The sequence below is a fragment of the Martinezella rhizogenes genome (assembly GCF_000799715.1).
GTDB lineage: Bacteria > Pseudomonadota > Alphaproteobacteria > Rhizobiales > Rhizobiaceae > Rhizobium > Rhizobium rhizogenes_C.
Genome location: NZ_JUHG01000011.1, coordinates 1,191,679 through 1,215,283, shown reverse-complemented (window position 1 = coordinate 1,215,283; position 23,605 = coordinate 1,191,679). Strand labels below are relative to the sequence as shown.

The 23,605-nt window shown below is 60.7% G+C and carries 18 protein-coding genes; 16 read left to right on the top strand and 2 right to left on the bottom strand.

The window, feature by feature from the left end; genetic code table 11:
* Positions 1-5: 5 nt before the first annotated feature.
* The 10 genes from EX00_RS09770 to EX00_RS09725 all read left to right on the top strand — a co-directional run bounded on the left by EX00_RS09770 (position 6) and on the right by EX00_RS09725 (position 12,314).
* Positions 6-281 (top strand): sarcosine oxidase subunit delta, encoded by a 276-nt coding sequence (locus EX00_RS09770; protein WP_047456677.1) that lies wholly within the window; start codon positions 6-8, stop codon positions 279-281.
* Complete coding sequence (locus tag EX00_RS09765; RefSeq protein ID WP_047456676.1) at positions 278-3,235, top strand: sarcosine oxidase subunit alpha family protein; 2,958 nt, start codon at positions 278-280, stop codon at positions 3,233-3,235. Before EX00_RS09770 ends, EX00_RS09765 begins: the two co-directional genes overlap by 4 nt.
* 7 nt (positions 3,236-3,242) lie before the next feature.
* On the top strand, positions 3,243-3,797 hold the full coding sequence (locus EX00_RS09760) for a sarcosine oxidase subunit gamma (protein ID WP_047456675.1): 555 nt from the start codon (positions 3,243-3,245) through the stop codon (positions 3,795-3,797).
* Between the two features lie 218 nt (positions 3,798-4,015).
* A complete protein-coding gene (locus EX00_RS09755) occupies positions 4,016-6,442 on the top strand; it encodes a GcvT family protein (RefSeq protein WP_047456674.1) in 2,427 nt (808 codons plus the stop codon).
* A gap of 307 nt (positions 6,443-6,749) precedes the next feature.
* Complete coding sequence (locus tag EX00_RS09750) at positions 6,750-7,652, top strand: branched-chain amino acid ABC transporter permease (protein WP_047456673.1); 903 nt, start codon at positions 6,750-6,752, stop codon at positions 7,650-7,652.
* A gap of 4 nt (positions 7,653-7,656) precedes the next feature.
* On the top strand, positions 7,657-9,048 hold the full coding sequence (gene livM / locus EX00_RS09745) for a high-affinity branched-chain amino acid ABC transporter permease LivM (protein ID WP_047456672.1): 1,392 nt from the start codon (positions 7,657-7,659) through the stop codon (positions 9,046-9,048).
* Positions 9,048-9,920: an ABC transporter ATP-binding protein gene (locus EX00_RS09740; RefSeq protein ID WP_047456671.1), complete on the top strand. Its 873-nt coding sequence runs from the start codon at positions 9,048-9,050 to the stop codon at positions 9,918-9,920. The genes livM and EX00_RS09740 overlap by 1 nt, the downstream gene beginning before the upstream one ends.
* Positions 9,920-10,648: an ABC transporter ATP-binding protein gene (locus EX00_RS09735; RefSeq protein WP_047456670.1), complete on the top strand. Its 729-nt coding sequence runs from the start codon at positions 9,920-9,922 to the stop codon at positions 10,646-10,648. Before EX00_RS09740 ends, EX00_RS09735 begins: the two co-directional genes overlap by 1 nt.
* 24 nt (positions 10,649-10,672) lie before the next feature.
* Positions 10,673-11,026 (top strand): DUF6867 family protein, encoded by a 354-nt coding sequence (locus tag EX00_RS09730; RefSeq protein WP_047456669.1) that lies wholly within the window; start codon positions 10,673-10,675, stop codon positions 11,024-11,026.
* Between the two features lie 166 nt (positions 11,027-11,192).
* A complete protein-coding gene (locus EX00_RS09725) occupies positions 11,193-12,314 on the top strand; it encodes a branched-chain amino acid ABC transporter substrate-binding protein (RefSeq protein ID WP_047456668.1) in 1,122 nt (373 codons plus the stop codon).
* 93 nt (positions 12,315-12,407) lie between these two features.
* Here EX00_RS09725 and EX00_RS09720 read toward each other — a convergent pair whose 3' ends face one another.
* Positions 12,408-13,331 carry a response regulator transcription factor gene (locus EX00_RS09720; protein WP_047456667.1) on the bottom strand — a complete coding sequence of 308 codons (924 nt, stop codon included), beginning with the start codon at positions 13,329-13,331 and terminating at the stop codon, positions 12,408-12,410.
* The gene (locus tag EX00_RS09715) at positions 13,324-16,713 is read right to left on the bottom strand and encodes a hybrid sensor histidine kinase/response regulator (protein WP_047456666.1); all 3,390 of its coding nucleotides are present in this window, start codon (positions 16,711-16,713) and stop codon (positions 13,324-13,326) included. The genes EX00_RS09720 and EX00_RS09715 overlap by 8 nt, the downstream gene beginning before the upstream one ends.
* A gap of 229 nt (positions 16,714-16,942) precedes the next feature.
* On the opposite strand from EX00_RS09715, the gene urtA reads away from it, so the two are divergent.
* From urtA to EX00_RS09685, 6 genes are all read left to right on the top strand, one after another.
* Entirely contained in the window at positions 16,943-18,232 is a 1,290-nt protein-coding gene (gene urtA, locus EX00_RS09710) for an urea ABC transporter substrate-binding protein (protein ID WP_047456665.1), read from the top strand.
* 71 nt (positions 18,233-18,303) lie between these two features.
* A complete protein-coding gene (urtB, locus tag EX00_RS09705; RefSeq protein ID WP_052210696.1) occupies positions 18,304-19,929 on the top strand; it encodes an urea ABC transporter permease subunit UrtB in 1,626 nt (541 codons plus the stop codon).
* The gene (gene urtC / locus EX00_RS09700; protein ID WP_047456664.1) at positions 19,926-21,086 is read left to right on the top strand and encodes an urea ABC transporter permease subunit UrtC; all 1,161 of its coding nucleotides are present in this window, start codon (positions 19,926-19,928) and stop codon (positions 21,084-21,086) included. The genes urtB and urtC overlap by 4 nt, the downstream gene beginning before the upstream one ends.
* 4 nt (positions 21,087-21,090) lie before the next feature.
* Entirely contained in the window at positions 21,091-21,846 is a 756-nt protein-coding gene (urtD, locus tag EX00_RS09695) for an urea ABC transporter ATP-binding protein UrtD (RefSeq protein WP_047456663.1), read from the top strand.
* Position 21,847: 1 nt separating this feature from the next.
* Positions 21,848-22,543 carry an urea ABC transporter ATP-binding subunit UrtE gene (gene urtE / locus EX00_RS09690; RefSeq protein WP_047456662.1) on the top strand — a complete coding sequence of 232 codons (696 nt, stop codon included), beginning with the start codon at positions 21,848-21,850 and terminating at the stop codon, positions 22,541-22,543.
* 164 nt (positions 22,544-22,707) lie between these two features.
* The gene (locus tag EX00_RS09685; protein ID WP_047456661.1) at positions 22,708-23,529 is read left to right on the top strand and encodes an urease accessory protein UreD; all 822 of its coding nucleotides are present in this window, start codon (positions 22,708-22,710) and stop codon (positions 23,527-23,529) included.
* Positions 23,530-23,605 lie beyond the last annotated feature (76 nt).

The following is a 23,605-nucleotide window of genomic DNA, read 5'->3' as shown; positions in this document are numbered from 1 at the left end:
CACCAATGGCAAGCTTGATCAACTGCCCGCATTGCGGCGCGCGCCCGAAAGAAGAGTTCACCATTCGCGGCGCCTCGGTCGTCCGTCCGGCACTATCGGCGCCGGACGAAGACTGGCATCGCTATGTCTACATTCGCGACAATGAGCGCGGGCGCATTCTCGAGGATTGGCATCATGCGGCCGGTTGCCGCCGCTGGCTGATCGTCGAGCGCAGCAATGTCACCCACGAAGTTTTCTCCGTCACCGATGCGGCCGACAAGGCGCGGGAGGCGGCGCAATGACGGCCTATCGTCTCGCCGCTGGCGGTCTCGTCAATCGCAGTCGGCCGCTTTCATTCAAGTTCGACGGCAAGGATATGAAAGGGTTGGAGGGCGATACGCTCGCTGCCGCCCTTCTTGCCAACGACCGGCTGCTGGTCGGTCGCAGCTTCAAATATCACCGGCCACGCGGCATTCTGACGGCGGGTTCGGCTGAGCCGAACGCGCTGGTGACGATCGGCAAGGATGGGCGCACCGAGTCGAACACGCGGGCGACCGTTGCCGAACTCTATCAGGGCATGACCGCCGTCAGCCAGAATCGCTGGCCGTCGCTGAAATATGATGTCGCCGCGATCAACGGGCTGTTGTCGCCATTCTTGGGCGCCGGTTTCTACTACAAGACCTTCATGTGGCCGGCTGCCTTCTGGGAGAAGGTCTACGAGCCGCTGATCCGCCGCGCAGCCGGTCTCGGCAAGGCGGTGATGGAGCCCGACCCGGATCGCTATGAAAAAGCCTGGGCGCATTGCGACCTGCTGGTGATCGGCTCCGGCCCGGCGGGGTTGATGGCGGCGCTGACGGCGGCGCGCGCCGGTCTGCGCATTGTCCTTGCCGATGAAGGATTTCGTCTGGGCGGTTCGCTGCTGTCTGAACGGCTGACGATCGGCGGCGTTTCCGCTGATGCCTTTTTGCATACTGCGCTCGAGGAACTTCAGAGCTTCGAGAATGTCACCTTGATGCCGCGCACAACGGTGGTCGGCTGGTACGACGACAATGTCTTCGGCGCGGTCGAAAAGGTGCAGAAGCATGTAGTGATGCCGTCGCCGGATCTGCCGGTGGAGCGCCTGTGGCGCATCGCCGCCAAACGCGCCATCCTTGCGACCGGTGCAGAAGAACGGCCCCTGGTGTTCGGCGGCAACGACAAGCCGGGCGTGATGATAGCCGGCGCGATGCGCAGCTATCTCAATCGCTACGGCGTGGTAGCCGGTCAGAAGGTAGCGGTGTTCACCAATGGCGGCTCCGGTTATCGCACGGCGCAGGATCTGGCGGCCGAAGGTGTCGAGATATCGGCGATCATCGATACGCGTAGCGCGGCGTCCGATGCAGCACCACAGGGTGTTCGGGTCATCCATGGTGGCACCGTGCAGGCGACGAAGGGCAAATATCGCATCAGCGGTGTCATCGCCGATCGCGGCGGACTAGACGAGTTCATCGCCTGCGATGCGCTGGCTATCTCCGGCGGCTGGTCGCCGATCATCCATCTTGCCTGCCAGCGCGGCGCAAAGCCGGTGTGGTCGGAGGAGAAGCAGGCCTTCATGGCGCCGACGGTCGGCGGCGAGCTGGAGATTGCTGGTTCGGCTGCGGGCATCGACGGCGTTTCGGGCTGCCTTGCCGATGGCGCTGCAAAGGCTCGCTTGGTGATCGAAAGCCTTGGCCGCAAGGCGCATGCGGCCGAGATGCCGGAGGTCGAGGGCGATTACGATCCGTCCTTCGCGGCGACCTGGCATCTGCCGGGCGCCAAGGACAAGGCCTTCGTCGATTTCCAGAACGACGTGCACACCAAGGATCTCGGCCTGGCGCTGCGCGAAGGCTTCGGCCATGCGGAACATGCCAAGCGCTATACGACCAGCGGCATGGCGACGGATCAGGGCAAGCTCGGCAATGTCAACGCTGCCGGGATCATCGCCGGCATGCGTGGCGTCAGCCCGGCTGCCGTCGGTACGACGACATTTCGGCCTTTCTATACTCCTGTCTCGTTCGGTGCCCTGGCGGGCACGTCGCGCGGCAAGCATGCGCATCCGGTGCGGGAATCGCCGCTGCATGGCTGGGCGAAGAAGAACGGCGCTGTTTTTGTCGAATCCGGTCTTTGGTATCGTTCCTCATGGTTTGCGCGCGCGGGTGAAAAGACCTGGCGTGACAGCGTCGACCGCGAGGTGCTGAATGTCCGCCGCAATGTCGGCCTCTGCGATGTCTCGACGCTTGGAAAGATCGAGATCTTCAGCAAGGATGCCGCCGAGTTTCTCAACCGGCTCTATTCCAACGCGTTCCTGAAGCTGCCGATCGGCAAGGCGCGCTACGGGCTGATGCTGCGCGAAGACGGTATCGTGTTCGACGACGGCACGACGAGCCATCTATCGCCGAATCACTTCTTCCTCACCACCACGACGGCAATGGCCGGCGAGGTGATGACGCATATGGAGTTCTGCTCCCAGAACCTCTGGCCGCAACTCGACGTGCGTTTCGTCTCCTCGTCGGATCAATGGGCGCAGATGGCGATTGCCGGACCGAAGGCGCGTCTGGTTCTGGAACAGATCGTCGAGGACGATGTTTCCGATGAGTTCTTCCCGTTCCTCGCCGCCGCCGAGGTGATGCTGAAGGGCGGATTGAAGGCGCGGCTGTTCCGTATCTCCTTTTCCGGAGAACTGGCCTACGAGCTCGCCGTTCCCGCAGGCTATGGCGAGGCGGTGGCGGATGCGGTCATGGAGGCGGGCAAGGCGCATGGTATCTGCGCCTATGGCGTCGAAGCGCTGAATGTGCTGCGCATCGAGAAGGGCCATGTCACTCACAACGAACTCGACGGCCGCACGACGCCCGACGATGTTGGCCTCGGCCGGATGATGTCGACGCAGAAGCCGGATTTCATCGGCAAGCGTCTCTCGACCCGCTTTGGCCTGACCGCCGCCGACCGTGGGCAGCTCGTCGGGCTGAAGCCGCTTGAGGCCAACAAGGAAATCCGGGCCGGCGCGCATCTCTTGAGGGAGGGTGCCAAGCCGTCGACCGCGAATGATCAGGGGCATGTCTCCTCGGCCTGCTTCTCGCCGGTTCTCAATCATTTCATCGCGCTCGCCTTCCTGAAATCGGGTCGCGAGCGGATCGGCGAACATGTGATCGTCTGGGATGGATTGCGGGGCGAGGAGGTGGTTGCCGAGGTCTGCAATCCGGTCTTTGTCGATCCCGACAACAAGAAGCTTTTAGGGTGAGGGTCTGATGAGCGCCGCATATCAAAATAGGCACGTTCTGGAAGATCATATCTCCGGTTTCGAGGCAGAGCCCAATCCGAACCATCTCGCCGTCGTCCGTCGCCCCGTCATCTTCTCCGTGCTCGGCCATGCTGGGCAAGAGGACTGGGTGTTGGCGGCGCTGAAGGCAATGCCGGATATTTCCGTCCGCCATGTCGGGCCTGGCGAGTGGCTGGCGGTGTCCGAGACTCTCGGGGCGGAGAGCCTCGCGCGTGATCTCGCCATGCTGGACGCGGCCCGCGCTTCCTTTTTCGAGCAGAGTGATGGCCGCGTGGTGTTGCGCCTTTCCGGCCCAAGCGTTCGCCGCATCCTGGCAAAATGCGTGGCGGTCGACCTGCACCCGCAGGTCTTTGTCGAGGGGCAATCGGCCAGCATGTTGTGCTGCCATGTCAGCGCCAATCTCGCCCGAACCGGCCCTGACCGTGTCGAGATCATTGTTCCGCGCTCCTATGCCGGCAGCGTTTTCGAGGAAGTGATGGAGATGGGACGCGAGTTCGCGCTGACGGCCGGCTTCGCCGATTGAACCCGCGATCCGCAACGGCGTGACGCGGTTTTCCGAGGTGCCCGTGCGTCCAAAAGCGAATGGCGCGATCCGAACAATCGCGATGGCGCAAACAGACATATCGGTTTCGCAGTTCGGGCTATTTGGCCCTCCGGATAGTCTCTAGGCTGCCCTGCAAATACGGTCGGTCACAGCGGAAAACTCGCTGCGGCTTCGGGCCGAACACAGGGGATTGCCAGATGAAAAGCCATGCCAGGGTCGTCGTCATCGGCGGCGGGGTCGTCGGATGTTCGGTGCTCTATCACCTGACGAAATTCGGCTGGACGGATGTCGTCCTGCTTGAGCGTTCCGAGCTGACCTCGGGCTCGACCTGGCATGCGGCTGGCGGCATGCACACGATCAACGGCGATCCGAACGTCGCCAAGCTGCAGAAATACACGGTCGAGCTTTACAAGGAAATCCAGGAATATTCCGGCCAGGATATCGGTCTGCACATGACCGCGGGCCTGATGCTGGCCGCGACGCCGCAGCGCTTCGACTGGTTGAAGTCGATCCTCGCCAAGGGCCGCTATAACGGTCTGGAGGCGACATTGCTGACGCCGAAGGAAGCGCACGAGATGATGCCGCTTCTCGATCCGGACCAGTTCGTCGGCGCGCTCTACGATCCCGTCGAAGGCCATCTCGACCCCTATGGCACCACGCATGCCTATGCCCGCTCGGCAAAGAAGAACGGCGCGGACATCTATCTGCACACCAAGGTCGAGGAACTGGTGCAGCGCGAGGACGGCTCCTGGCGAGTGATTACCAATCAGGGCGAGATCATTGCCGAGCATGTCGTCAACGCCGGCGGTCTCTGGGCGCGCGAAGTTGGCCGCATGGTGGGGCTGGAGCTGCCGGTGCTCGCCATGGAGCATATGTATCTGATCACCGAGGACATGCCCGAGGTGATGGACTACAACAGGACGAGCGGCAAGGAGCTGATGCACTGCGTCGACTTCGACGGCGAGATCTATCTGCGCCAAGAGCGGCAGGGCATGCTGATGGGCACCTATGAAAAGGCCTGTCGCCCATGGTCGCCGGTGACCACGCCCTGGGATTTCGGCCACGAGCTACTAGCCGAGGATATCGAGCGCATCACGCCGGAACTTGAAGTCGGCTTCCGCCATTTCCCCGCCTTCAACAATGCGGGCATCAAGAAGATCATCAACGGGCCTTTCACCTTCTCGCCGGATGGCAATCCGTTGGTCGGGCCGGTGCGGGGCTTAAGGAATTACTGGTCGGCTTGCGCCGTCATGGCCGGCTTCAGCCAGGGCGGCGGCGTCGGACTGGCGCTTGCCAACTGGATGATCCATGGCGACCCGGGCTTCGACGTCTTTGCCATGGACGTCTCACGCTACGGCGATTATGCGACGCTTGCCTATACCAATGCCAAGGTGCGGGAGAATTACACGCGCCGCTTCTCCATCCGCTATCCCAACGAGGAATTGCCAGCGGCGCGGCCGCTACTGACGACGCCGATCTACGACAAGCTTAAGGCGGCGGGTGGCGTCTGCGGGGCATATTATGGGCTAGAGCAGGCGCTGTGGTTCGCGCCCGAGGGCGAGGTCGACCAATTCTCCTGGCGGCGTTCCAACGATTTCGACGTGGTCGGCGCCGAGGCCAAGGCCGTGCGCAACAGTGTCGGGCTGATGGAAACCTCCGGCTTTGCCAAATATTCGGTCAAGGGACCGGGCGCGGAAGCCTTTCTCGACCAATTGCTTGCCTGCCGTATTCCGGCTATCGGCCGGATGACGCTGGCGCCGATGCTGAAGCACGACGGCAAGCTGATCGGCGACTTCACGCTCGCCAAGCTGGGCGAGGGGGATTTCCTCGTCATTGGCTCCGGCATTGCCGAGGCCTATCACATGCGCTGGTTCGAGGACTTGCTGCCGAAGGATGGCTCGGTGGAGCTGAAGACGCTCGGCCTGTCGCTGCTCGGCCTCTCCATCGCCGGACCGAATGCACGCAAGCTCTTGGAAAAGCTGACGCATCAGGATGTCTCCTCAGCCGCGTTTCCCTTCATGTCTATCCGCCGCATGGATCTCGGCATGGCGCCGGCCATTGTCGGCCGTGTCTCCTATACCGGCGATCTCGGCTACGAGATCTGGATGAAGCCGGAGCATCAACGCTATCTTTTCGACCTGCTGATGGAAGCGGGAGCCGAATTCGGCATCAGGCTTTTTGGCCTGAGAGCGCTGAACGCGCTGCGGCTCGACAAATCCTATGGCAGCTGGGCGCGTGAATATCGTCCGCTCTATGGGCCGTTCGAGGCAGGGCTCGGCCGATTCGTTGCGCTTTCCAAGGAGGCGGATTTCATCGGCAAGGCAGCTGCTGCCAGAGAAAAGGCTGAAGGCGGAGCAATGAAGCTGCGCACCTTCATTTTGACCGTGAAGGATGCCGATGTGATTGGCGATGAGCCGATCTATCACGATGGTGCCATCTGTGGCTGGGTAACCTCTGGCGGTTATGCGCACGCCTCTGGTCACTCGGTCGCTATTGGTTATGTGTCGAAGGAAATTGCCGATGATGCACAAGGGTGGTCGATCGAACTGCTTGGCGAAATATTGCCGGCGATGTTGCAGCAGCAACCGTTATTCGACCCCGATGGCGCGCGAATGCGCGCCTGATCGTCCGGCTTGAGCAGATCAGAAACGGGCTTCAGATGAAGCCCGTTTCTGACGAGATGTTTTCAGCTTGAAATATGTTTCTGGCCATTTTGGCTATTTTTGAGCCAGCCGATGCCGCTTTTGTACCATTTTTGGTTCGAATTGCGCCATCGCACGGTGATTTGAAAAGAATTTGTCAATTTCTTGCCTTTTTGGCTTCACATTTGCTTCGAAAGCAGTATGGAATCGCGCCCAAGGGCCCTCTCGAAAGGAACCTCAATCAATAAGAGATGCGGTCCATAGGCTCCGCATCCAGGGGAAATGATATATGGATTATTTTATCCAGCAGCTCCTAAACGGGCTGACTCTCGGGTCGATATATGGCCTGATCGCCATTGGTTATACCATGGTTTACGGCATTGTCGGCATGATCAACTTTGCCCATGGCGATGTTTTCATGCTCGGTGGCTTCGCCGCTCTCATCACCTACCTCGTTCTTGTATCGTTCTTTGCCGGCCTGCCGGTAGCGGTCCTGCTTCTGGTCATGCTCATCGTCGCCATGCTGATGACGAGCCTGTGGAACTGGGTGATCGAGCGCATCGCTTATCGGCCGCTGCGCGGTTCGTTTCGCTTGGCGCCGCTGATCACCGCAATCGGCATGTCGATCGTGCTGTCGAATTTCATCCAGGTCACGCAAGGCCCGCGCAACAAGCCGATCCCGCCGCTGGTGGGTGATGTCTATACCTTCGACGGCGTGTCATTGTCGCTGAAGCAGATCATCATCTTCGTCATCACCGTCGTCCTGCTCGCGGCCTTCTGGTATCTGGTCAACAAAACAGCACTTGGACGCGCCCAGCGCGCCACGGAGCAGGATCGCAAGATGGCGGCGCTGCTCGGCATCAATGTCGACCGGACCATTTCCGTCACCTTCATCATGGGCGCGGCACTCGCCGCCGTCGCCGGCACGATGTACCTGATGTATTATGGCGTCGCCAATTTCACCGATGGCTTTACACCCGGCGTCAAGGCGTTCACGGCCGCCGTTCTCGGTGGTATCGGCTCGCTGCCGGGCGCCGTTCTCGGTGGCCTGATGATCGGTTTCATCGAATCGTTCTGGTCGGGCAATTTCGCCATCGCGTATAAGGATGTCGCGACCTACGCCATCCTCGCCTACGTGCTGATCTTCAAGCCGACGGGTATTCTCGGGCGGCCGGAAGTCGAGAAGGTATAACGCCATGGCAAATTCAAATTTCGTTGCAGGCAAGACCGCGCCCGGCCTTGTCCAGAAAGGGCTTACCGATGCCCTCTGGACTGCGGTCATCACCTTCGGCATGTTCGTGCTCTATATCGGCCTGAAGACTGAACAGAATATCGACAACCAGCTGGTCATCGTTCAGCGCTGGGGCCTGCTGGCATCCATCGTTGCCATTGCGGCGGTCGGTCGTTTCGTCATGACGGTCTTCATACAGCCTCAGCTGGATGCGAGGAAGGCAACCAAGGCGAAGGCGCCGCCGGTCGTGGCCGAGCCAGGCTTCGTCTCGAAGAACTTCAACAAGATGGCGCTGGCCTTCCTGCTCATCTATCCGATGCTGGCGCTGGCGCTTTTCGGCCCACAGGGATCGCTGACCTATGTCGACAATTTCGGCATCCAGATCCTGATCTACGTGATGCTTGCCTGGGGCCTGAACATCGTCGTCGGTCTCGCCGGCCTGCTCGACCTCGGTTATGTCGCCTTTTATGCGGTCGGTGCTTATTCCTATGCGCTGCTGTCGACGCATTTCGGCCTGTCCTTCTGGATCCTGTTGCCGTTGTCCGGCATCTTCGCCGCCCTTTGGGGCATGATCCTCGGCTTTCCGGTGCTGCGGCTGCGTGGCGACTATCTGGCGATCGTGACGCTGGCCTTCGGCGAAATCATCCGCATCGTTCTGACCAACTGGACCGATGTCACCAAGGGCAGCTTTGGTATTTCCAACATCACTAAGGCATCGCTGTTCGGCCTCTACACCTTCGATATGAAGGATCCGCACAACGTCATCAGGACCTTCGGCCTGTCGACCTCCTCGGCCTGGTACAAGATCTTCCTGTTCTACGTCATCCTGGCGCTCTGCGCGCTGACCGCCTATGTGACGATCCGGCTGCGCCGCATGCCGATCGGCCGTGCCTGGGAAGCACTCCGTGAAGATGAGATCGCCTGCCGCTCGCTCGGCATCAACACCGTGACCACCAAGCTGACGGCCTTTTCCACCGGCGCGATGTTTGGCGGCTTTGCCGGCTCCTTCTTCGCCGCTCGCCAGGGCTTTGTATCGCCGGAATCCTTCGTGTTCCTCGAATCGGCGGTCATCCTTGCCATCGTCGTTCTCGGCGGCATGGGTTCGCTGAAGGGCATCGCGATTGCCGCGATTGCCATGATCGGCGGCACCGAACTGTTGCGCAGCATGGGTTTCCTCAAGATTATCTTCGGTGCCGACTTTACGCCAGAACTTTACCGCATGCTGATCTTCGGCCTCGCCATGGTCGTCGTCATGCTGGTGAAACCGCGTGGCTTTGTCGGAACCCGTGAGCCGACCGCCTTCCTCAAAGAGCGAAGAGCAGTGTCGGGCAGCTTTACCAAGGAGGGCCACGGCTGATGAACGCTGTGACCGCAACCCCTGACGACATCCTGCTAAGGGTCGAACATCTCTCGATGCGCTTCGGCGGCCTGATGGCCATCAACGACTTCTCCTTCGAGGCCAAGCGCGGCGACATTACCGCGCTGATCGGACCGAACGGTGCAGGCAAGACGACCGTGTTCAACTGCATCACCGGTTTCTACAAGCCGACGATGGGGATGATCACGCTCCATCAGAAGAGCGGCAAGGAGTATCTCCTGGAGCGGCTGCCGGATTTCCGGATCACCCGCGAAGCCAAGGTGGCGCGTACGTTCCAGAATATCCGTCTGTTCTCGGGCCTGACGGTGCTCGAGAATCTCCTGGTGGCGCAGCACAACAAACTGATGAAGGCGTCCGGCTACACGATCCTCGGTCTGCTCGGTATCGGCAAATATCGCGCTGAAGCCAAGAATGCGATTGAGCTGGCGCGTTTCTGGCTTGAGAAGGCCGATCTCATCGATCGCGCCGACGATCCGGCCGGCGATCTGCCCTATGGTGCGCAGCGCCGCCTGGAAATCGCCCGCGCCATGTGCACCGGCCCGGAACTTTTGTGCCTGGATGAGCCGGCCGCGGGTCTCAACCCGCGCGAATCGCTGGTGCTCAACGAGTTCCTTCGCAATATCCGCAAGGATGCCGGCACGTCGATCCTGCTGATCGAACATGACATGTCGGTGGTGATGGAAATCTCCGATCATGTGGTCGTGCTTGAATACGGACAGAAGATTGCCGACGGCACGCCGGACCAGGTCAAAAACGATCCAAGAGTGATTGCGGCCTATCTCGGCGTCGAGGATGAAGAAGTGGAAGAGGTCATCGCCGAAGTCGAGCACCTCCAGGAGGGTGAACACTGATGACGGGCCAACCGCTTCTGAAAGTTGACGGCGTCGAAACCTATTATGGCAATATCCGCGCTCTTGCCGGCGTCAATGTCGAAGTCAACAGCGGCGAAATCGTCAGCCTGATTGGCGCCAACGGCGCTGGCAAGTCGACGCTGATGATGACGATCTGCGGCAGCCCGCAGGCCCGCAGTGGTTCGGTGACCTTCGATGGCCGCGACATTACCCGCATGCCGACGCATGAGATCGCCCGGCTGCGCATCGCGCAGTCGCCGGAAGGGCGACGCATCTTCCCGCGCATGACAGTCTATGAAAACCTGCAGATGGGCGCGAGCCTCGACAAGCTCAAATATTTCAATGAGGACGTCGAGAAGATCTTCACCCTGTTCCCGCGTCTGAAGGAGCGCCAGTCGCAGCGCGGCGGCACGTTGTCGGGCGGTGAGCAGCAGATGTTGTCGATCGGCCGCGCGCTGATGGCGCGCCCGAAGCTGCTCTTGCTCGACGAACCCTCGCTGGGTCTTGCGCCGCTGATCGTCAAGGGCATCTTCGAGGCCATCAAGGTTTTGAACAAGACCCAGGGATTGACTGTCTTCCTTGTCGAGCAGAACGCCTTTGCGGCGCTGAAGCTGTCCGATCGAGGTTATGTCATGGTCAATGGCCGAGTGACGATGAGCGGCTCGGGGAGGGAATTGCTTGCCAATCCAGAAGTGCGCGCCGCTTATCTCGAAGGTGGCCATCATTGAGCCCCGTTTCGCGGAGAATTTGATATGCAGGGACTTTTCATCGACAGCGATACCGGCGGGCGCATAGTCATCCGCGCGGTCATCGTGCTCCTGGGTTTCTGGACCGCATGGCGCGCCGGCCGCGCCGTGGCGTCCAACTGGAACTCCTATCCATTGGCGGTCATCTATACGTTCATGATCGGGCTTGCGCTGCAGTTCCTGCATCACGCGCTGTTCAACGGACCGGTATTCGACCTTCTCAACTATATTGTCGACGTGGTTCTTCTGCTGATCTTCGCCACCGCAGGATATCGTTACCGGCGCACGGACCAGATGGTGAACAATTATTACTGGCTCTATGAAAAGACCTCGGCCTTCTCATGGAAGAAGAAGAATTGACACCGCGTCGAAACTAGGCACAGTTTGGACACTAGACTGGAAATGCTCGACTATTTTGGGGATCGTGCTTTCCGGACTTTGGAATAAAAATATACCGGCGCGATGGTTGGTGGGTATTGCGCAGGGCGAGCAAACGGAACCCGCTTAAAAAATTGGGAGTAACAATATGAAGAAGTATCTCATGTCGGCCGTGGCTCTGTCGGCGATGATCGCTTTCAGCGGCGTTGCGAAGGCTGACATTCTCCTTGGCGTCGGCGGTCCGTTGACTGGCCCGAATGCTGCCTTCGGTGCTCAGCTCCAGAAGGGTGCTGAACAGGCTGTTGCCGACATCAATGCAGCCGGCGGCATCAATGGCGAAAAGCTCAAGCTCGAACTCGGCGACGACGTTTCCGACGCCAAGCAGGGCGTTTCGGTTGCCAACAAGTTCGTCGCTGACGGCGTGAAGTTCGTGGTCGGTCACTTCAACTCGGGTGTTTCCATTCCGGCTTCGGAAGTCTACGCCGAAAACGGTATCCTTCAGATCACCCCTGCCTCGACCAATCCGACCTTCACAGAGCGCGGCCTGTGGAACACCTTCCGTACCTGCGGTCGCGACGACCAGCAGGGTGCAGTCGCCGGCAAGTACATCGCCGACAACTTCAAGGGCGCCAAGGTTGCCGTCGTTCACGACAAGACCCCCTATGGCCAGGGCCTTGCCGACGAAACCAAGAAGAACCTCAACGCCGCTGGCGTGAAGGAAGTCATGTATGAAGGCATCACTCCTGGCGACAAGGACTACTCGGCCCTCATCGCCAAGATGAAGGACGCCGGCGTCGATTTCGTCTACTACGGCGGTCTGCACACCGAAGCCGGCCTGATCCTGCGTCAGTTGGCCGACCAGGGTGTCAAGGCTCACTTCATGTCCGGTGACGGCATCGTCTCGAACGAGCTGGCTTCGATCGCCGGCGACGCCGTTGACGGCACGCTGATGACCTTCGCTCCGGATCCGCGCAAGAACCCGGCTTCTGTCGATCTCGTCGCCAAGTTCCGCGCTGCAGGCTACGAGCCGGAAGGCTACACGCTCTACGCCTACTCCGCCGTGCAGGTCATTGCCGACGCCGCCAAGGCTGCGGGTTCCAACGACCCGATGGCAGTTGCAGACGCGCTGAAGGCAAAGGGTCCGTTCAAGACCGCCATCGGCGAACTCGGCTTCAATGCGAAGGGCGACATCACCCGTCCGGACTACGTCATGTACAAGTGGTCCAAGGGTTCGGACGGCAAGTACACCTACGACGAAATCTCGAAGTAATCTTCACGACGCCGGTTTTCGGCGCTGTGTTCGATTTAGGGAGCCCGGCCATTGGCCGGGCTTCTTTCGTTTGGTTGGGAAGAATGGTCTTAATCAGATCTCATGCAGCACATGCGCCGCCTTGACGGCGGCGGAGGCGCGGTTCTCGACGCCGAGCTTCACATAGATCTGTTCCAGATGCTTGTTCACCGTCCTTGCGGAGAGCCCGAGAATTTCGCCGATGTCGCGGTTGGATTTGCCCTTGGCGATCCACAGCAGCACTTCGGATTCGCGCTGGGTGAGCGAGAAATGCTGGCGTAATACGCCGTCGTCGGCGCGCTGGTTGGTGGCGGTCAGACGGAAGAGATATTCGTCCGGGCCGATGGCGCCGAGAAATGAGAATTGCAGGGCGGCCTGGCCGCCATTGCTGATCGAGACCAGGTTGTCGCGCGCCGGGCCCAGCCGCGCGCGCTCGGCCATGAAGGCGGCGATATGTTTCACGACCAGCTCTAGTCCGTCGTCGCTGCCGGTGGCGGCGTTGATCAGGCGGGTTGCCTGCGGCGTCGACCAATGGATCGCGCCATCGCCCTTGACCGCCAGCAGATGCCGCCCGGCGGCATCGAGCGCCACCCGGGCGCTTTGGGCGGAGCGGGCGTTGCGCAGGTGGACACGGATGCGAGCGCGCAGCTCATCGACGTTGATCGGCTTGGAGAGATAGTCGACCCCACCGGATTCCAGCGCATGCACCACATGTTCGGTCTCGGTCAGCCCAGTCATGAAGATGACCGGGATCTGGGCGACGCCGGCATTGGCCTTCAGCCGCCGGCAGGTCTCGAAACCATCCATGGACGGCATGACGGCATCGAGCAGGATCAGGTCCGGTGTGATCCGCTCGACAATGTTCAGCGCTGCCGATCCCGACGTGGCGATCAGCACGGAGAAGCCTGACTGTTCCAGGGCATCGGTCAGGAACCCGAGTGCCTCCGGCGAATCGTCTACCAGCAAGACTATATCGCGGGGAAGGGCGGGCTCAGCCAATCGGTTCTACCTTTTCGTTGTCGAATTTGCTCAGGAAATCCAGGAAGCCGTCGAGGTTGAAGGCCTGGACATAGGTGCGCAAGGCATCGGTGAAGGGTTGGTTCTCATCCAGCTTGGCAAGGTCCGCGAGCTTCGCCTCGATCCCCCTGACATAGCCGATTTCACCGAGCCGTATCAACTCGCGCACCTGCTCTATCCCCGGGCTCCTCATCGGCAGAGGCGGCTTGGGCAGGACCGGTGCGGAGGCATGGGCATAGACCCATTTCAGGCCGAGATGCAGGGCAAGCTTATCGCGAAGCTGGCGGATATCGATCGGCTTGGCGATGGCGTCATTATGACGGTCATCGCTGTCGTTGGCGGCGGCGCCATCGCCGATATTGGCCGACAGCATCAGGATCGGCGCCATTTGGCTGCTTTCCCTCAGCCGCGAGACCAGTTGCCAGCCGTTCATGCCCGGCATGGAGATATCGACGAGGAAAAGATCGGGTTTGATACCCTCGATCAGCGTCAAACAGTCCGGTCCGCCGGCGGCCGTGAGCACGATGAAATCGAGCGGCGACAGCACCTCGCGCATCAGTTCGCGATGGTCCTCGTTGTCATCGACGACGACGATGGTGCGGCGTGGGCCTTCATAGCTGACGATCCGCTGCTCCTGCGCCGGCGGCTTCATCGGCCGGAGCACCGCCGACAGCATCAGGCGCACCTTGAAAGTCGAACCCTTGTCCTTCTCGCTGACAACGGCAATCTCGCCGCCGAGCGTGTTGGTGAGCAGTTGTGTGATGGTCAGCCCAAGGCCGAGGCCCGGCATTGGACGGATGCTCTCGGCCTCGCCGCGCTGGAACGGCTCGTAGATGCGGGTGAGGTCCTTCTCGGCAATACCGCGGCCTGTATCGGTAATGGTGAAGGTCGCGACCTGGCTGCGATAACCGACCTCGAAACGAACGCTGCCCGTATCGGTGAACTTGATGGCATTGGAAAGCAGGTTGACGAGGATCTGTCGCAACCGCTTTTCGTCGGTGCGGACATAGTCGGGCAGGGCGGCGGTGGGTTCATAAACGAAGACAAGACCCTTGGCCTGCGCCTGCGGGCGGAACATGTCGACGATCTGGTCGAGAAAGTCCTTGATGTTGATTTCGTTGGAATAGACCTGCAGGCGGCCGGCCTCGATCTTGGAAATATCCAGCAGCCCGTCGATTAGCCCCGACAGGTGTTCGGCGCTGCGACGGATGACCTTCAGCGAGGATTGCCGTGGCGCGGGGATCGTCTCGTCGCGCTCGAGGATCTGGGCGTAGCCAAGCACGGCGTTGAGCGGCGTGCGCAATTCGTGGCTGAGGCCGACGACGTAGCGGCTCTTGGCGCGATTCGCCGCTTCAGCCGCCTCCTTGGCGCTCTGCAAAGCGGCGTCCGTCTTCTTGTGCGCTGCGATTTCCTTCAGCAGCAGCGTGTTCTGGCGGGAGGACTCCTCCTCGGCAACGACGCGGCTGTCATGGGCGAGTACATAGAACCAGCAGACAACGCCGGCGATGACGGCGAAGACGAAGAAGACGATCAGGATGGTGCGGTCGACCACCTGCGCGGTCTCGGGCAAGGCCGAGCCGACCTGATGCGCGATCATCGCGAGGATAGCACCCACGGCCGTCAGCGCCAGGGCAACGGCGATGCCGTAGCGACCGAGCCGGGTGGCGAGCTTGGCGACGATGGTTGCCGGTAGCAACGTCTTGGCGACGGTGCCGATCTGCGTGTTAAGCCGTGCCTTTGGCTTGCACATATCGTGGCAGCGGCTGTCGAGCGAGCAGCAGAGCGAGCAGATCGGCGCGGCATAGGCCGGGCACCAGGCCATGTCCTCCGGCTCGAAGGGATGTTCGCAGATCGAGCAGGTGATGGTGCTGAGGTTCTTCCAGCTCTGGCGCGGCTTGCGGGCGAGATAGAACTTACCCTTGGTGGCCCAGGCGATGGCGGGCGAGGTGATCAGTGCGACGATCAGGGTGATGAAAGGGGCGAGCGAGGCGGCGACCGCGCCGAAAACGCCGAAATGGGCGATCAGCGAGATCGTCGCCGAGAGTGCCATGGCGCCTAGTCCGACCGGGTTGATGTCGTAGAGATGGGCGCGCTTGAACTCGATGCCGGGCGGGGCAAGGCCGAGCGGCTTGTTGATGAAGAGGTCGGCGGAGATGGTGCAGAGCCACGCCATCGCGATGATCGAGAAGATGCCGAGCGTCTCCTCCAGCAGCTTGTAGATGCCGAGTTCCATCAAAAGTAGCGCGATGGCGACGTTGAAGATCAGCCAGATGACGCGGCCGGGATGACTATGGGTCAACCGGGAGAAGAAATTCGACCACGCGAGCGACCCGGCATAGGCGTTCATCACATTGATCTTCAACTGCGAGATCATCACGAAGGCAACCATCAGCAGCAGTGCCGCATTGTGCCAGGGGATCATGTAACCGAAAGCGGTGAGGTACATCTGCGCCGGATCGGCGGCGCGATCGGCGGGCACGCCCGAGCTCAAGGTCAGGACGACGAGAAACGAGCCGGCCAGCAGCTTCGGCGCGCCGATGATGACCCATCCCGGTCCGGCAAGAAAGATCACCAGGCGATGGCGCCATTTGCGATGACCTTCCGGCGGCAGGAAGCGCAGAAAGTCGGCCTGCTCGCCGATCTGTGACATCAACGCGAGGATAACGGCGGATGCCGCGCCGAATTCCACGAGATTGAAGGGAGCAGCACTCCCGGGCACGCCCGAGGCATGATGGATGCCCGCGAAAGCCCGCCAGAGATCGAATTTCCCCCAATCGGAAAAGGCAATGAAGATGAAGGGCAGGATATTGAGGACGATCCAGAACGGCTGGGTCAGCAGTTGGAACCGGCTGATCAGGCTGACCCCGTGCGTGACCAGCGGGATGACCATGACGGCGCTGATGATATAGCCGATCCATAAGGGGATACCGAGCGTCAGCTCCAGCGCGCCCGACATAATCGACGCCTCGATGGCAAACAGCATGAAGGTGAAGCTGGCATAGATCAGCGAGGTGATGGTCGAGCCTATATAGCCGAAGCTCGCGCCGCGGGTTAGCAGATCGATGTCGACGCCGTGGCGGATGGCATAGCGGCTGATCGGCAGGCCGATCGCCAGCATGGCGATGCTGGCGACAATGATGGCGTAGAAGGCGTTGGTCGTGCCGTAGGAAAGCGTGATGGCGCCGCCGATCGCCTCCAGCGCCAGGAACGAAATGGCGCCGATCGCCGTCTGCGAGATGCGCTGCGAGGAGAATTGCCGGGCGCTCTTGGCGGTGAAGCGCAGGGCATAGTCTTCCAGCGTCTGGTTCGCGACCCAGCGGTTATATTCGCGTCTTACCGGAATGATGCGTTGCCGCGCTGCCATGCTTACCCTTCAGCAGTTCCGCCACAGTATTCCGGCGGCCCAGAGATGTCGTAACACGGATCGATACGGCGCTTAAGGGGATGAGAGTGGCATAAACTGCACATTTCGCCCCGGCGTCTACGTCATATTACGTATGTGGTTTCCCCCGGTGCTGCCGGATATTCCGGGCAGGCAACGGTTAATCTTCATTTACGAGCCGTTGCGGCAGATAAAAAGAGGGGAACTACAGATGAAATTGAAGACTCTCGTCTCCGGCGCACTTTTGGGCGCCATCATGTCGACAACGGCATTCCATGGAGCCTTTGCTGCCGACGACACCATCAAGGTCGGTGTTCTCCATTCGCTTTCGGGCACCATGGCGATTTCGGAAACGACGCTGAAAGACGCCATGCTGATGCTCATCGACGAGCAGAACAAGAAGGGCGGCGTTCTCGGCAAGAAGCTCGAGCCCGTCGTCGTCGATCCGGCCTCCGATTGGCCGCTGTTTGCCGAAAAGGCGCGCGAGCTTATCCAGAAGGACAAGGTATCGGCCGTATTCGGCTGCTGGACCTCGGTGTCGCGCAAGTCCGTGTTGCCGGTGTTCAAGGAACTGGACTCGATCCTGTTCTATCCCGTCCAGTTCGAAGGCGAAGAGTCCGAGCGCAATGTCTTCTACACGGGCGCTGCTCCGAACCAGCAGGCGATCCCCGCCGTCGACTACCTGATGAAAAACGAAGGCGTGCAGCGCTGGGTGCTCGAAGGCACCGACTACGTCTATCCGCGCACCACCAATAAGGTCCTCGAAGCCTATCTGAAGTCCAAGGGCGTCAAGGACGAGGACATCATCACCAACTACACGCCGTTCGGTTTCTCCGACTGGCAGACGGAAGTCTCGAAGATCAAGGCCTTCGGCGCCGCCGGCAAGAAGACCGCTGTCGTCTCCACCATCAACGGCGATGCCAACGTTCCCTTCTATAAGGAACTCGGCAACCAGGGCGTCAAGGCGGAAGACATTCCGGTCGTCGCCTTCTCGGTCGGCGAAGAGGAACTGGCCGGCGTCGACACCAAGCCGCTGGTCGGCCATCTCGCCGCCTGGAACTATTTCCAGTCTGTCGACACGCCTGCCAATGCCGCCTTCATCAAGGAATGGCACGTCTACACCAAGGACGAAAAGCGAGTCACCAATGACCCGATGGAGGCCGCCTATATCGGCTTCAACATGTGGGTGAAGGCTGTCGAAAAGGCCGGCACGACCGATCCGGACAAGGTGATCGACGCGCTCGTCGGCGTCTCGGTTCCGAACCTCTCGGGCGGCTACGCGACCATGATGCCGAACCATTACATCACCAAGCCGGTGCTAATCGGCGAAGTGCAGGATAACGGCCAGTTCGACATCGTCTCGCAGACCCCGGAAGTCGTCGGCGACGAATGGTCCGACTTTCTGCCCGACAGCAAGGATCTGATCTCGGATTGGCGCCTGCCAATGAACTGCGGCAACTTCAACGTTGCCACTGGCAAGTGCGGCGGCAAGGGTTCCTGAGTTCCGCCCGCTGAAGTGAGACCGTCGCGGGCAGGCTTTTCTGCCCGCGACAGCTTGAGGGGAAAAGCGCGATGTTTGACAAATTCGCTTACCGCATAGCCTTGGTGCTCGTCACCGGCTTTTGTCTGGTTCTGGTGCTGATGGCCACCGCGCTGCGCGCCCAAGAGGATGCGCACAGCCTTATCAATGCGCTTGGTCCGGCGAACTTCCAGCAAGCCGACGAGATCGTCAAGAGCCTGGCCAAGACCGGCGATCCTAAGATGGTGCCGGCCTTGCAAGCTTTCTCGGATGGCGACCTTTATATACGCAAATCCGATAATCAGGTCTTCATCGCCAAATCGTCCGGCGATGCCATGGGCTTGATCGATCCGGTTACGGGGCAGGCGGCTGGCGAAGAGGCCAAGGGCAACCTCACGAAAATCAAGATCAACAACACTCTCCGTCGCTCGGTCCGCGCGGCGCTTGGCGGCTTGACGCTGATGAGCCCGGACCGTGGCGTCCGGCTTGAGGCGGCGCAATCGGTGCTGAAATCGCCTAGCCCGGATTCGCTGGAGGTGCTGGAGGCAGCCCTTCAGAACGAGAAGGATGGCGAAATTCGCGGCGTGCTGGAAAAGGCGCGCGCGGTTGCCGTGCTCGGCTCCGATCGTCCGCTGGAGCAAAAGAAAGCGGCGATTGAGACTATCAAGACTGAAGGCGGACGCGACGCCATCGGCATCCTTTCCTCGGTCTCCGTCGATGACAGCCTGAAGCCCGACGTTGCCGCCGCCATTGCCGGCATTCAGGATCAATTGCAGATCTGGGATGTGGTGCAGAATGTCTGGTACGGACTGTCGCTCGCTTCGGTGCTGCTTTTGGCCGCTATCGGCCTTGCCATCACTTTCGGGGTCATGGGCATCATCAACATGGCGCATGGCGAGATGGTGATGATCGGGGCCTATTCCACCTTCATGGTCCAAAGCGTCATCCGCACGTCTTATCCTGAACTCTTCGACTGGTCGCTGGCGATTGCCTTGCCCGTCGCATTCGTGGTGACGGGTGCCGTCGGTCTCGTCATCGAGCGCGGTGTCATCCGCTTTCTCTATGGCCGGCCGCTGGAAACGCTGCTTGCCACCTGGGGCATTTCGCTGATCCTGCAGCAGGCGGTACGCTCGATCTTCGGGCCGACCAATCAGGAAGTCGGCAATCCCTCCTGGATGTCGGGCTCTTTCGATATCGGCTATCTCTCGTTCACCTGGAACCGCCTCTGGATCATCGTCTTCTCGCTCGCTGTCTTCGTTACCTTGCTGCTGCTGCTCAAGCGGTCCGCCTTCGGCTTGCAGATGCGGGCGGTGACGCAGAATAGGCGCATGGCCTCCTCGATGGGCATTCGCACGCCCTGGGTCGATGCCTTCACCTTTGCTTTGGGGTCGGGCATTGCCGGCATGGCAGGCGTCGCGCTTTCGCAGATCGACAACGTCTCGCCCAATCTTGGGCAGAGCTACATCATCGACAGCTTCATGGTCGTGGTGTTCGGCGGCGTCGGCAATCTCTGGGGCACGCTGGTCGGCGCCTTCTCGCTCGGCATTCTCAACAAGTTTCTTGAGCCCTATGCGGGGGCGGTGCTCGGCAAGATCCTGGTTCTCGTCCTCATCATCCTCTTTATTCAGAAACGTCCGCGCGGGCTCTTCGCCCTCAAGGGCAGGGCGGTGGAAGCATGATCACGGCGTTTATCCTCCGCTCGCTCGACCGCCGCATCAGCATCGCCATTGCGATATTGATCGCCGTCGCCTTCCTTGTGCCGCTGTCCAACCTGCTGCTTCCGGAAACCAGCGCCCTGCATGTGCCGACCTATCTGATGTCGCTGTTCGGCAAATATCTGACCTACGCGCTGCTCGCCCTGGCGCTCGATCTCGTCTGGGGCTATTGCGGCATTCTTTCGCTCGGTCACGGCGCCTTCTTCGCGCTCGGCGGCTATGCGATGGGCATGTATCTGATGCGGCAGATCGGCACGCGCGGCACCTATGGCAATCCCATCCTGCCGGACTTCATGGTCTTTCTGAACTGGAAGGAGCTGCCCTGGTTCTGGTACGGTTTCGATCATTTCTGGTTCGCGATGATCATGGTGCTCGTGGCTCCCGGCCTGCTCGCCTTCGTCTTCGGCTGGTTCGCCTTCCGCTCCCGCGTCAACGGCGTCTATCTCTCCATCATCACGCAGGCCATGACCTACGCGCTGCTGCTTGCCTTCTTCCGCAATGATATGGGCTTTGGCGGCAATAATGGCCTCACCGATTTCAAGGATATTCTCGGCTTCAACATCCAGGCCGACGGTACACGCGCCACGCTCTTTAGCATCACGGCGCTGCTGCTGGCGCTGGCGCTGATGCTGTCCTCAGCCATTGTACGCTCGAAGTTCGGTAAGGTGCTGGTCGGGGTGCGTGACGCGGAGAGCCGGACGCGTTTCCTCGGCTATCGCGTCGAGCATATGAAGCTCTTTGTTTTCGTCGTGTCGGCGATGATGGCGGGCGTCGCCGGCGCTCTCTATGTGCCGCAGATCGGCATCATCAACCCCGGCGAATTCGCGCCCGCCAATTCCATCGAAGTGGTCATCTGGACGGCGGTCGGCGGTCGGGCAACGCTGATCGGGCCGATCATCGGCGCCATCCTCGTCAATGGCGGCAAGACGATCTTTACCGGTCTGTTCCCGAGTTTCTGGCTCTTTGCGCTGGGCGGCCTCTTCGTCGCGGTGACGCTGTTCCTGCCCAAGGGCATTGTCGGTGCGGTGGCGCAGTATACGGGCCGAGGCCGCAAGCCTGTCAGCCCGAAGCCGAAGGCCGAGGAAGACGAAGCCAGCAAGACCATTCAGGCGGCGGAGTAAGAGCATGATCCCGGACATCAAACCCAACAGCATGCTCTATCTCAACAACGTCTCCGTCTCCTTCGACGGCTTCAAGGCGCTAAATTCGCTGTCGATCGTTATCGAACCGGGGGAGCTTCGCGCCATCATCGGCCCGAACGGCGCCGGCAAAACGACGATGATGGACATCATCACCGGCAAGACACGGCCCGATGAGGGCGAGGTGTTCTTCAACGGCCAGATCGATCTCACCAAGAAGGACGAGGCCGATATCGCCCAGCTCGGCATCGGCCGTAAATTCCAGAAGCCGACCGTCTTTGAAAGCCATACGGTCTGGGACAATCTCGAGCTGGCTCTCAACCGCAAGCGCGGCGTTTTCTCGACGCTATTCTATCGCCTGACGCCAGCCGATAGCGACCGCATCCACGAAATCCTCGACACGGTGCGGCTTTCGCATCGCCGAGACGAACTGGCCGCCAATCTCTCGCATGGGCAGAAGCAATGGCTGGAGATCGGCATGCTGCTTGCCCAGGAGCCGAAGTTGCTTCTGGTCGACGAGCCCGTTGCCGGCATGACGGATGCCGAGACGGCGGAGACGGCAGTGCTGCTGAAGGAAATCGCCAAGACGCGGTCGGTGGTGGTGGTGGAGCACGACATGGGTTTTATCCGCGACCTTGGGGTCAAGGTGACCTGCCTGGCGGAAGGTTCGGTGTTGGCTGAGGGATCGATCGATTTTGTTAGTAGCGATCCAAAGGTGATCGAGAATTATCTGGGGCGATGAGATGCTGACAGTCGAAAACGCAAATCTGCATTATGGCGCCGCGCAGGCGCTGCGCGGTATCTCGATCAAGGCCGAGATGGGCAAGATCACCTGCGTGCTCGGGCGCAACGGTGTCGGCAAGAGTTCGTTGCTGCGCGCCGTCACCGGTCAGCATGCGCTGTCGGCGGGCACGGTCGCCTTCAACGGCGTGACGCTGAACGGCATGGCGCCGTTTGCCCGCGCCAAGCAGGGCATCGGTTACGTGCCGCAGGGCCGCGAGATCTTTCCGCTGCTGACGGTCAAGGAAAACCTAGAAACTGGGTTCGCACCGGTGCCTCGCCGCGACCGTAACATTCCCGATGACATCTACAGCCTGTTTCCGGTACTGAAATCCATGCTGTCGCGGCGTGGCGGCGATCTCTCAGGTGGCCAGCAGCAGCAATTGGCGATCGGCCGGGCGATGGTGACACGGCCGAGGATCTTGGTGCTGGACGAGCCGACCGAGGGCATCCAGCCGTCGATCATCAAGGATATCGGCCGGGCGATCCGCTATCTCCGGGATTCCACCGGCATGGCAATCCTGCTGGTCGAGCAATATCTCGATTTCTGCCGCGAGCTTGCCGACTACGTTTACATCATGGACCGTGGTGAGATCGTCCATGAGGGACTGGCGGAGACGCTGGATACGCCCGAGGCGCGCCGGCATCTGACGGTCTGAGGCCGTTGCCGCTCTTTTCATCGTCTGGCGAAAAATGCAGCGGCTGCCGGCTTGCTCCGGGCCGGGTTCCGGGCGATTGCATAAGGCACAGAAATTGCTTGCGTTTGTTGCTTGGCGGGTTTCAATGACCTGCGACGGCATGATGGGTCAAGTGGAGAAGCGGGATGACGGTGGCAGCGGCGAGCACGAGACCGCAGAGGGCGCGCGGGCGCGGCCATCTGGCGGCCAAGGCGCTTGACGGGCGTACGCGTCTTGCCGAGCTTTTCCAGGAGGGGTCGGCGAAGATCCGCTTGCCGGCAACGTTCGACAGCTCCATGGAAGCGGTCATCATCAACACCGCCGGTGGTCTGACCGGCGGCGACCGCATGGATTGGAGCGTCGTTGCTGGACCGGGCACACGCATCGACGTGACCACGCAAGCTTGCGAGAAAATCTACAAGGCATCCGCCAGCACCGCCGAAGTCGCGACCTCGATCAGGGTTGGCGCCGGCGCGCGCGTCGACTGGTTGCCGCAGGAGACCATTCTGTTCGATCGCGCTTCGCTCTCCCGCAGACTGGATGTCGATCTCGACGAAACGGCTGAATTCCTGGCTGTCGAGGCGATCCTTTTGGGGCGCAAGGCCATGGGCGAGGCGATGAAGCAGGGGCTGTTTCGCGACCGTTGGCGCGTCCGTCGCGCCGGGCGGCTGATCCATGCCGAGGAATTGCGGTTCGATGGCGACGTCGCGGCCCTGACCGCCGAACATGCTGTGTTGAGCGGACAGGTTGCCTTTGCGACGCTGCTTTATGCCGGGCCGCTGGCAGAGACTTATCTTGCCCAGGTTCGCCCGCTTGTCGAGGGGCACATGGGCGGTGCCAGCCAATGGCGCGACAAGCTGGTGGTGCGGCTGGCGGCGTCCGATGGCTTCGCACTCAGAAAAATCCTGATCCCGATCATTTCCGCCTTGCGCAACGGAGCGCCTGTGCCGAAAGTCTGGAATCTGTAGTTCCGGCATGATCCCAAAAAGTGTGAAGCGGTTTTTGGGCAAGATCATGCAAAATCAAACGAGCACATAGGTAGGC

Coding starts and splice junctions, on each gene's coding strand:
- EX00_RS09770 (WP_047456677.1), top strand. CDS start 6: ATGGCAAGCTTGATCAACTGCCCGCATTGCGGCGCGCGCCCGAAAGAA.
- EX00_RS09765 (WP_047456676.1), top strand. CDS start 278: ATGACGGCCTATCGTCTCGCCGCTGGCGGTCTCGTCAATCGCAGTCGG.
- EX00_RS09760 (WP_047456675.1), top strand. CDS start 3,243: ATGAGCGCCGCATATCAAAATAGGCACGTTCTGGAAGATCATATCTCC.
- EX00_RS09755 (WP_047456674.1), top strand. CDS start 4,016: ATGAAAAGCCATGCCAGGGTCGTCGTCATCGGCGGCGGGGTCGTCGGA.
- EX00_RS09750 (WP_047456673.1), top strand. CDS start 6,750: ATGGATTATTTTATCCAGCAGCTCCTAAACGGGCTGACTCTCGGGTCG.
- livM (WP_047456672.1), top strand. CDS start 7,657: ATGGCAAATTCAAATTTCGTTGCAGGCAAGACCGCGCCCGGCCTTGTC.
- EX00_RS09740 (WP_047456671.1), top strand. CDS start 9,048: ATGAACGCTGTGACCGCAACCCCTGACGACATCCTGCTAAGGGTCGAA.
- EX00_RS09735 (WP_047456670.1), top strand. CDS start 9,920: ATGACGGGCCAACCGCTTCTGAAAGTTGACGGCGTCGAAACCTATTAT.
- EX00_RS09730 (WP_047456669.1), top strand. CDS start 10,673: ATGCAGGGACTTTTCATCGACAGCGATACCGGCGGGCGCATAGTCATC.
- EX00_RS09725 (WP_047456668.1), top strand. CDS start 11,193: ATGAAGAAGTATCTCATGTCGGCCGTGGCTCTGTCGGCGATGATCGCT.
- EX00_RS09715 (WP_047456666.1), bottom strand. CDS start 16,713: ATGGCAGCGCGGCAACGCATCATTCCGGTAAGACGCGAATATAACCGC.
- urtA (WP_047456665.1), top strand. CDS start 16,943: ATGAAATTGAAGACTCTCGTCTCCGGCGCACTTTTGGGCGCCATCATG.
- urtB (WP_052210696.1), top strand. CDS start 18,304: ATGTTTGACAAATTCGCTTACCGCATAGCCTTGGTGCTCGTCACCGGC.
- urtC (WP_047456664.1), top strand. CDS start 19,926: ATGATCACGGCGTTTATCCTCCGCTCGCTCGACCGCCGCATCAGCATC.
- urtD (WP_047456663.1), top strand. CDS start 21,091: ATGATCCCGGACATCAAACCCAACAGCATGCTCTATCTCAACAACGTC.
- urtE (WP_047456662.1), top strand. CDS start 21,848: ATGCTGACAGTCGAAAACGCAAATCTGCATTATGGCGCCGCGCAGGCG.
- EX00_RS09685 (WP_047456661.1), top strand. CDS start 22,708: ATGACGGTGGCAGCGGCGAGCACGAGACCGCAGAGGGCGCGCGGGCGC.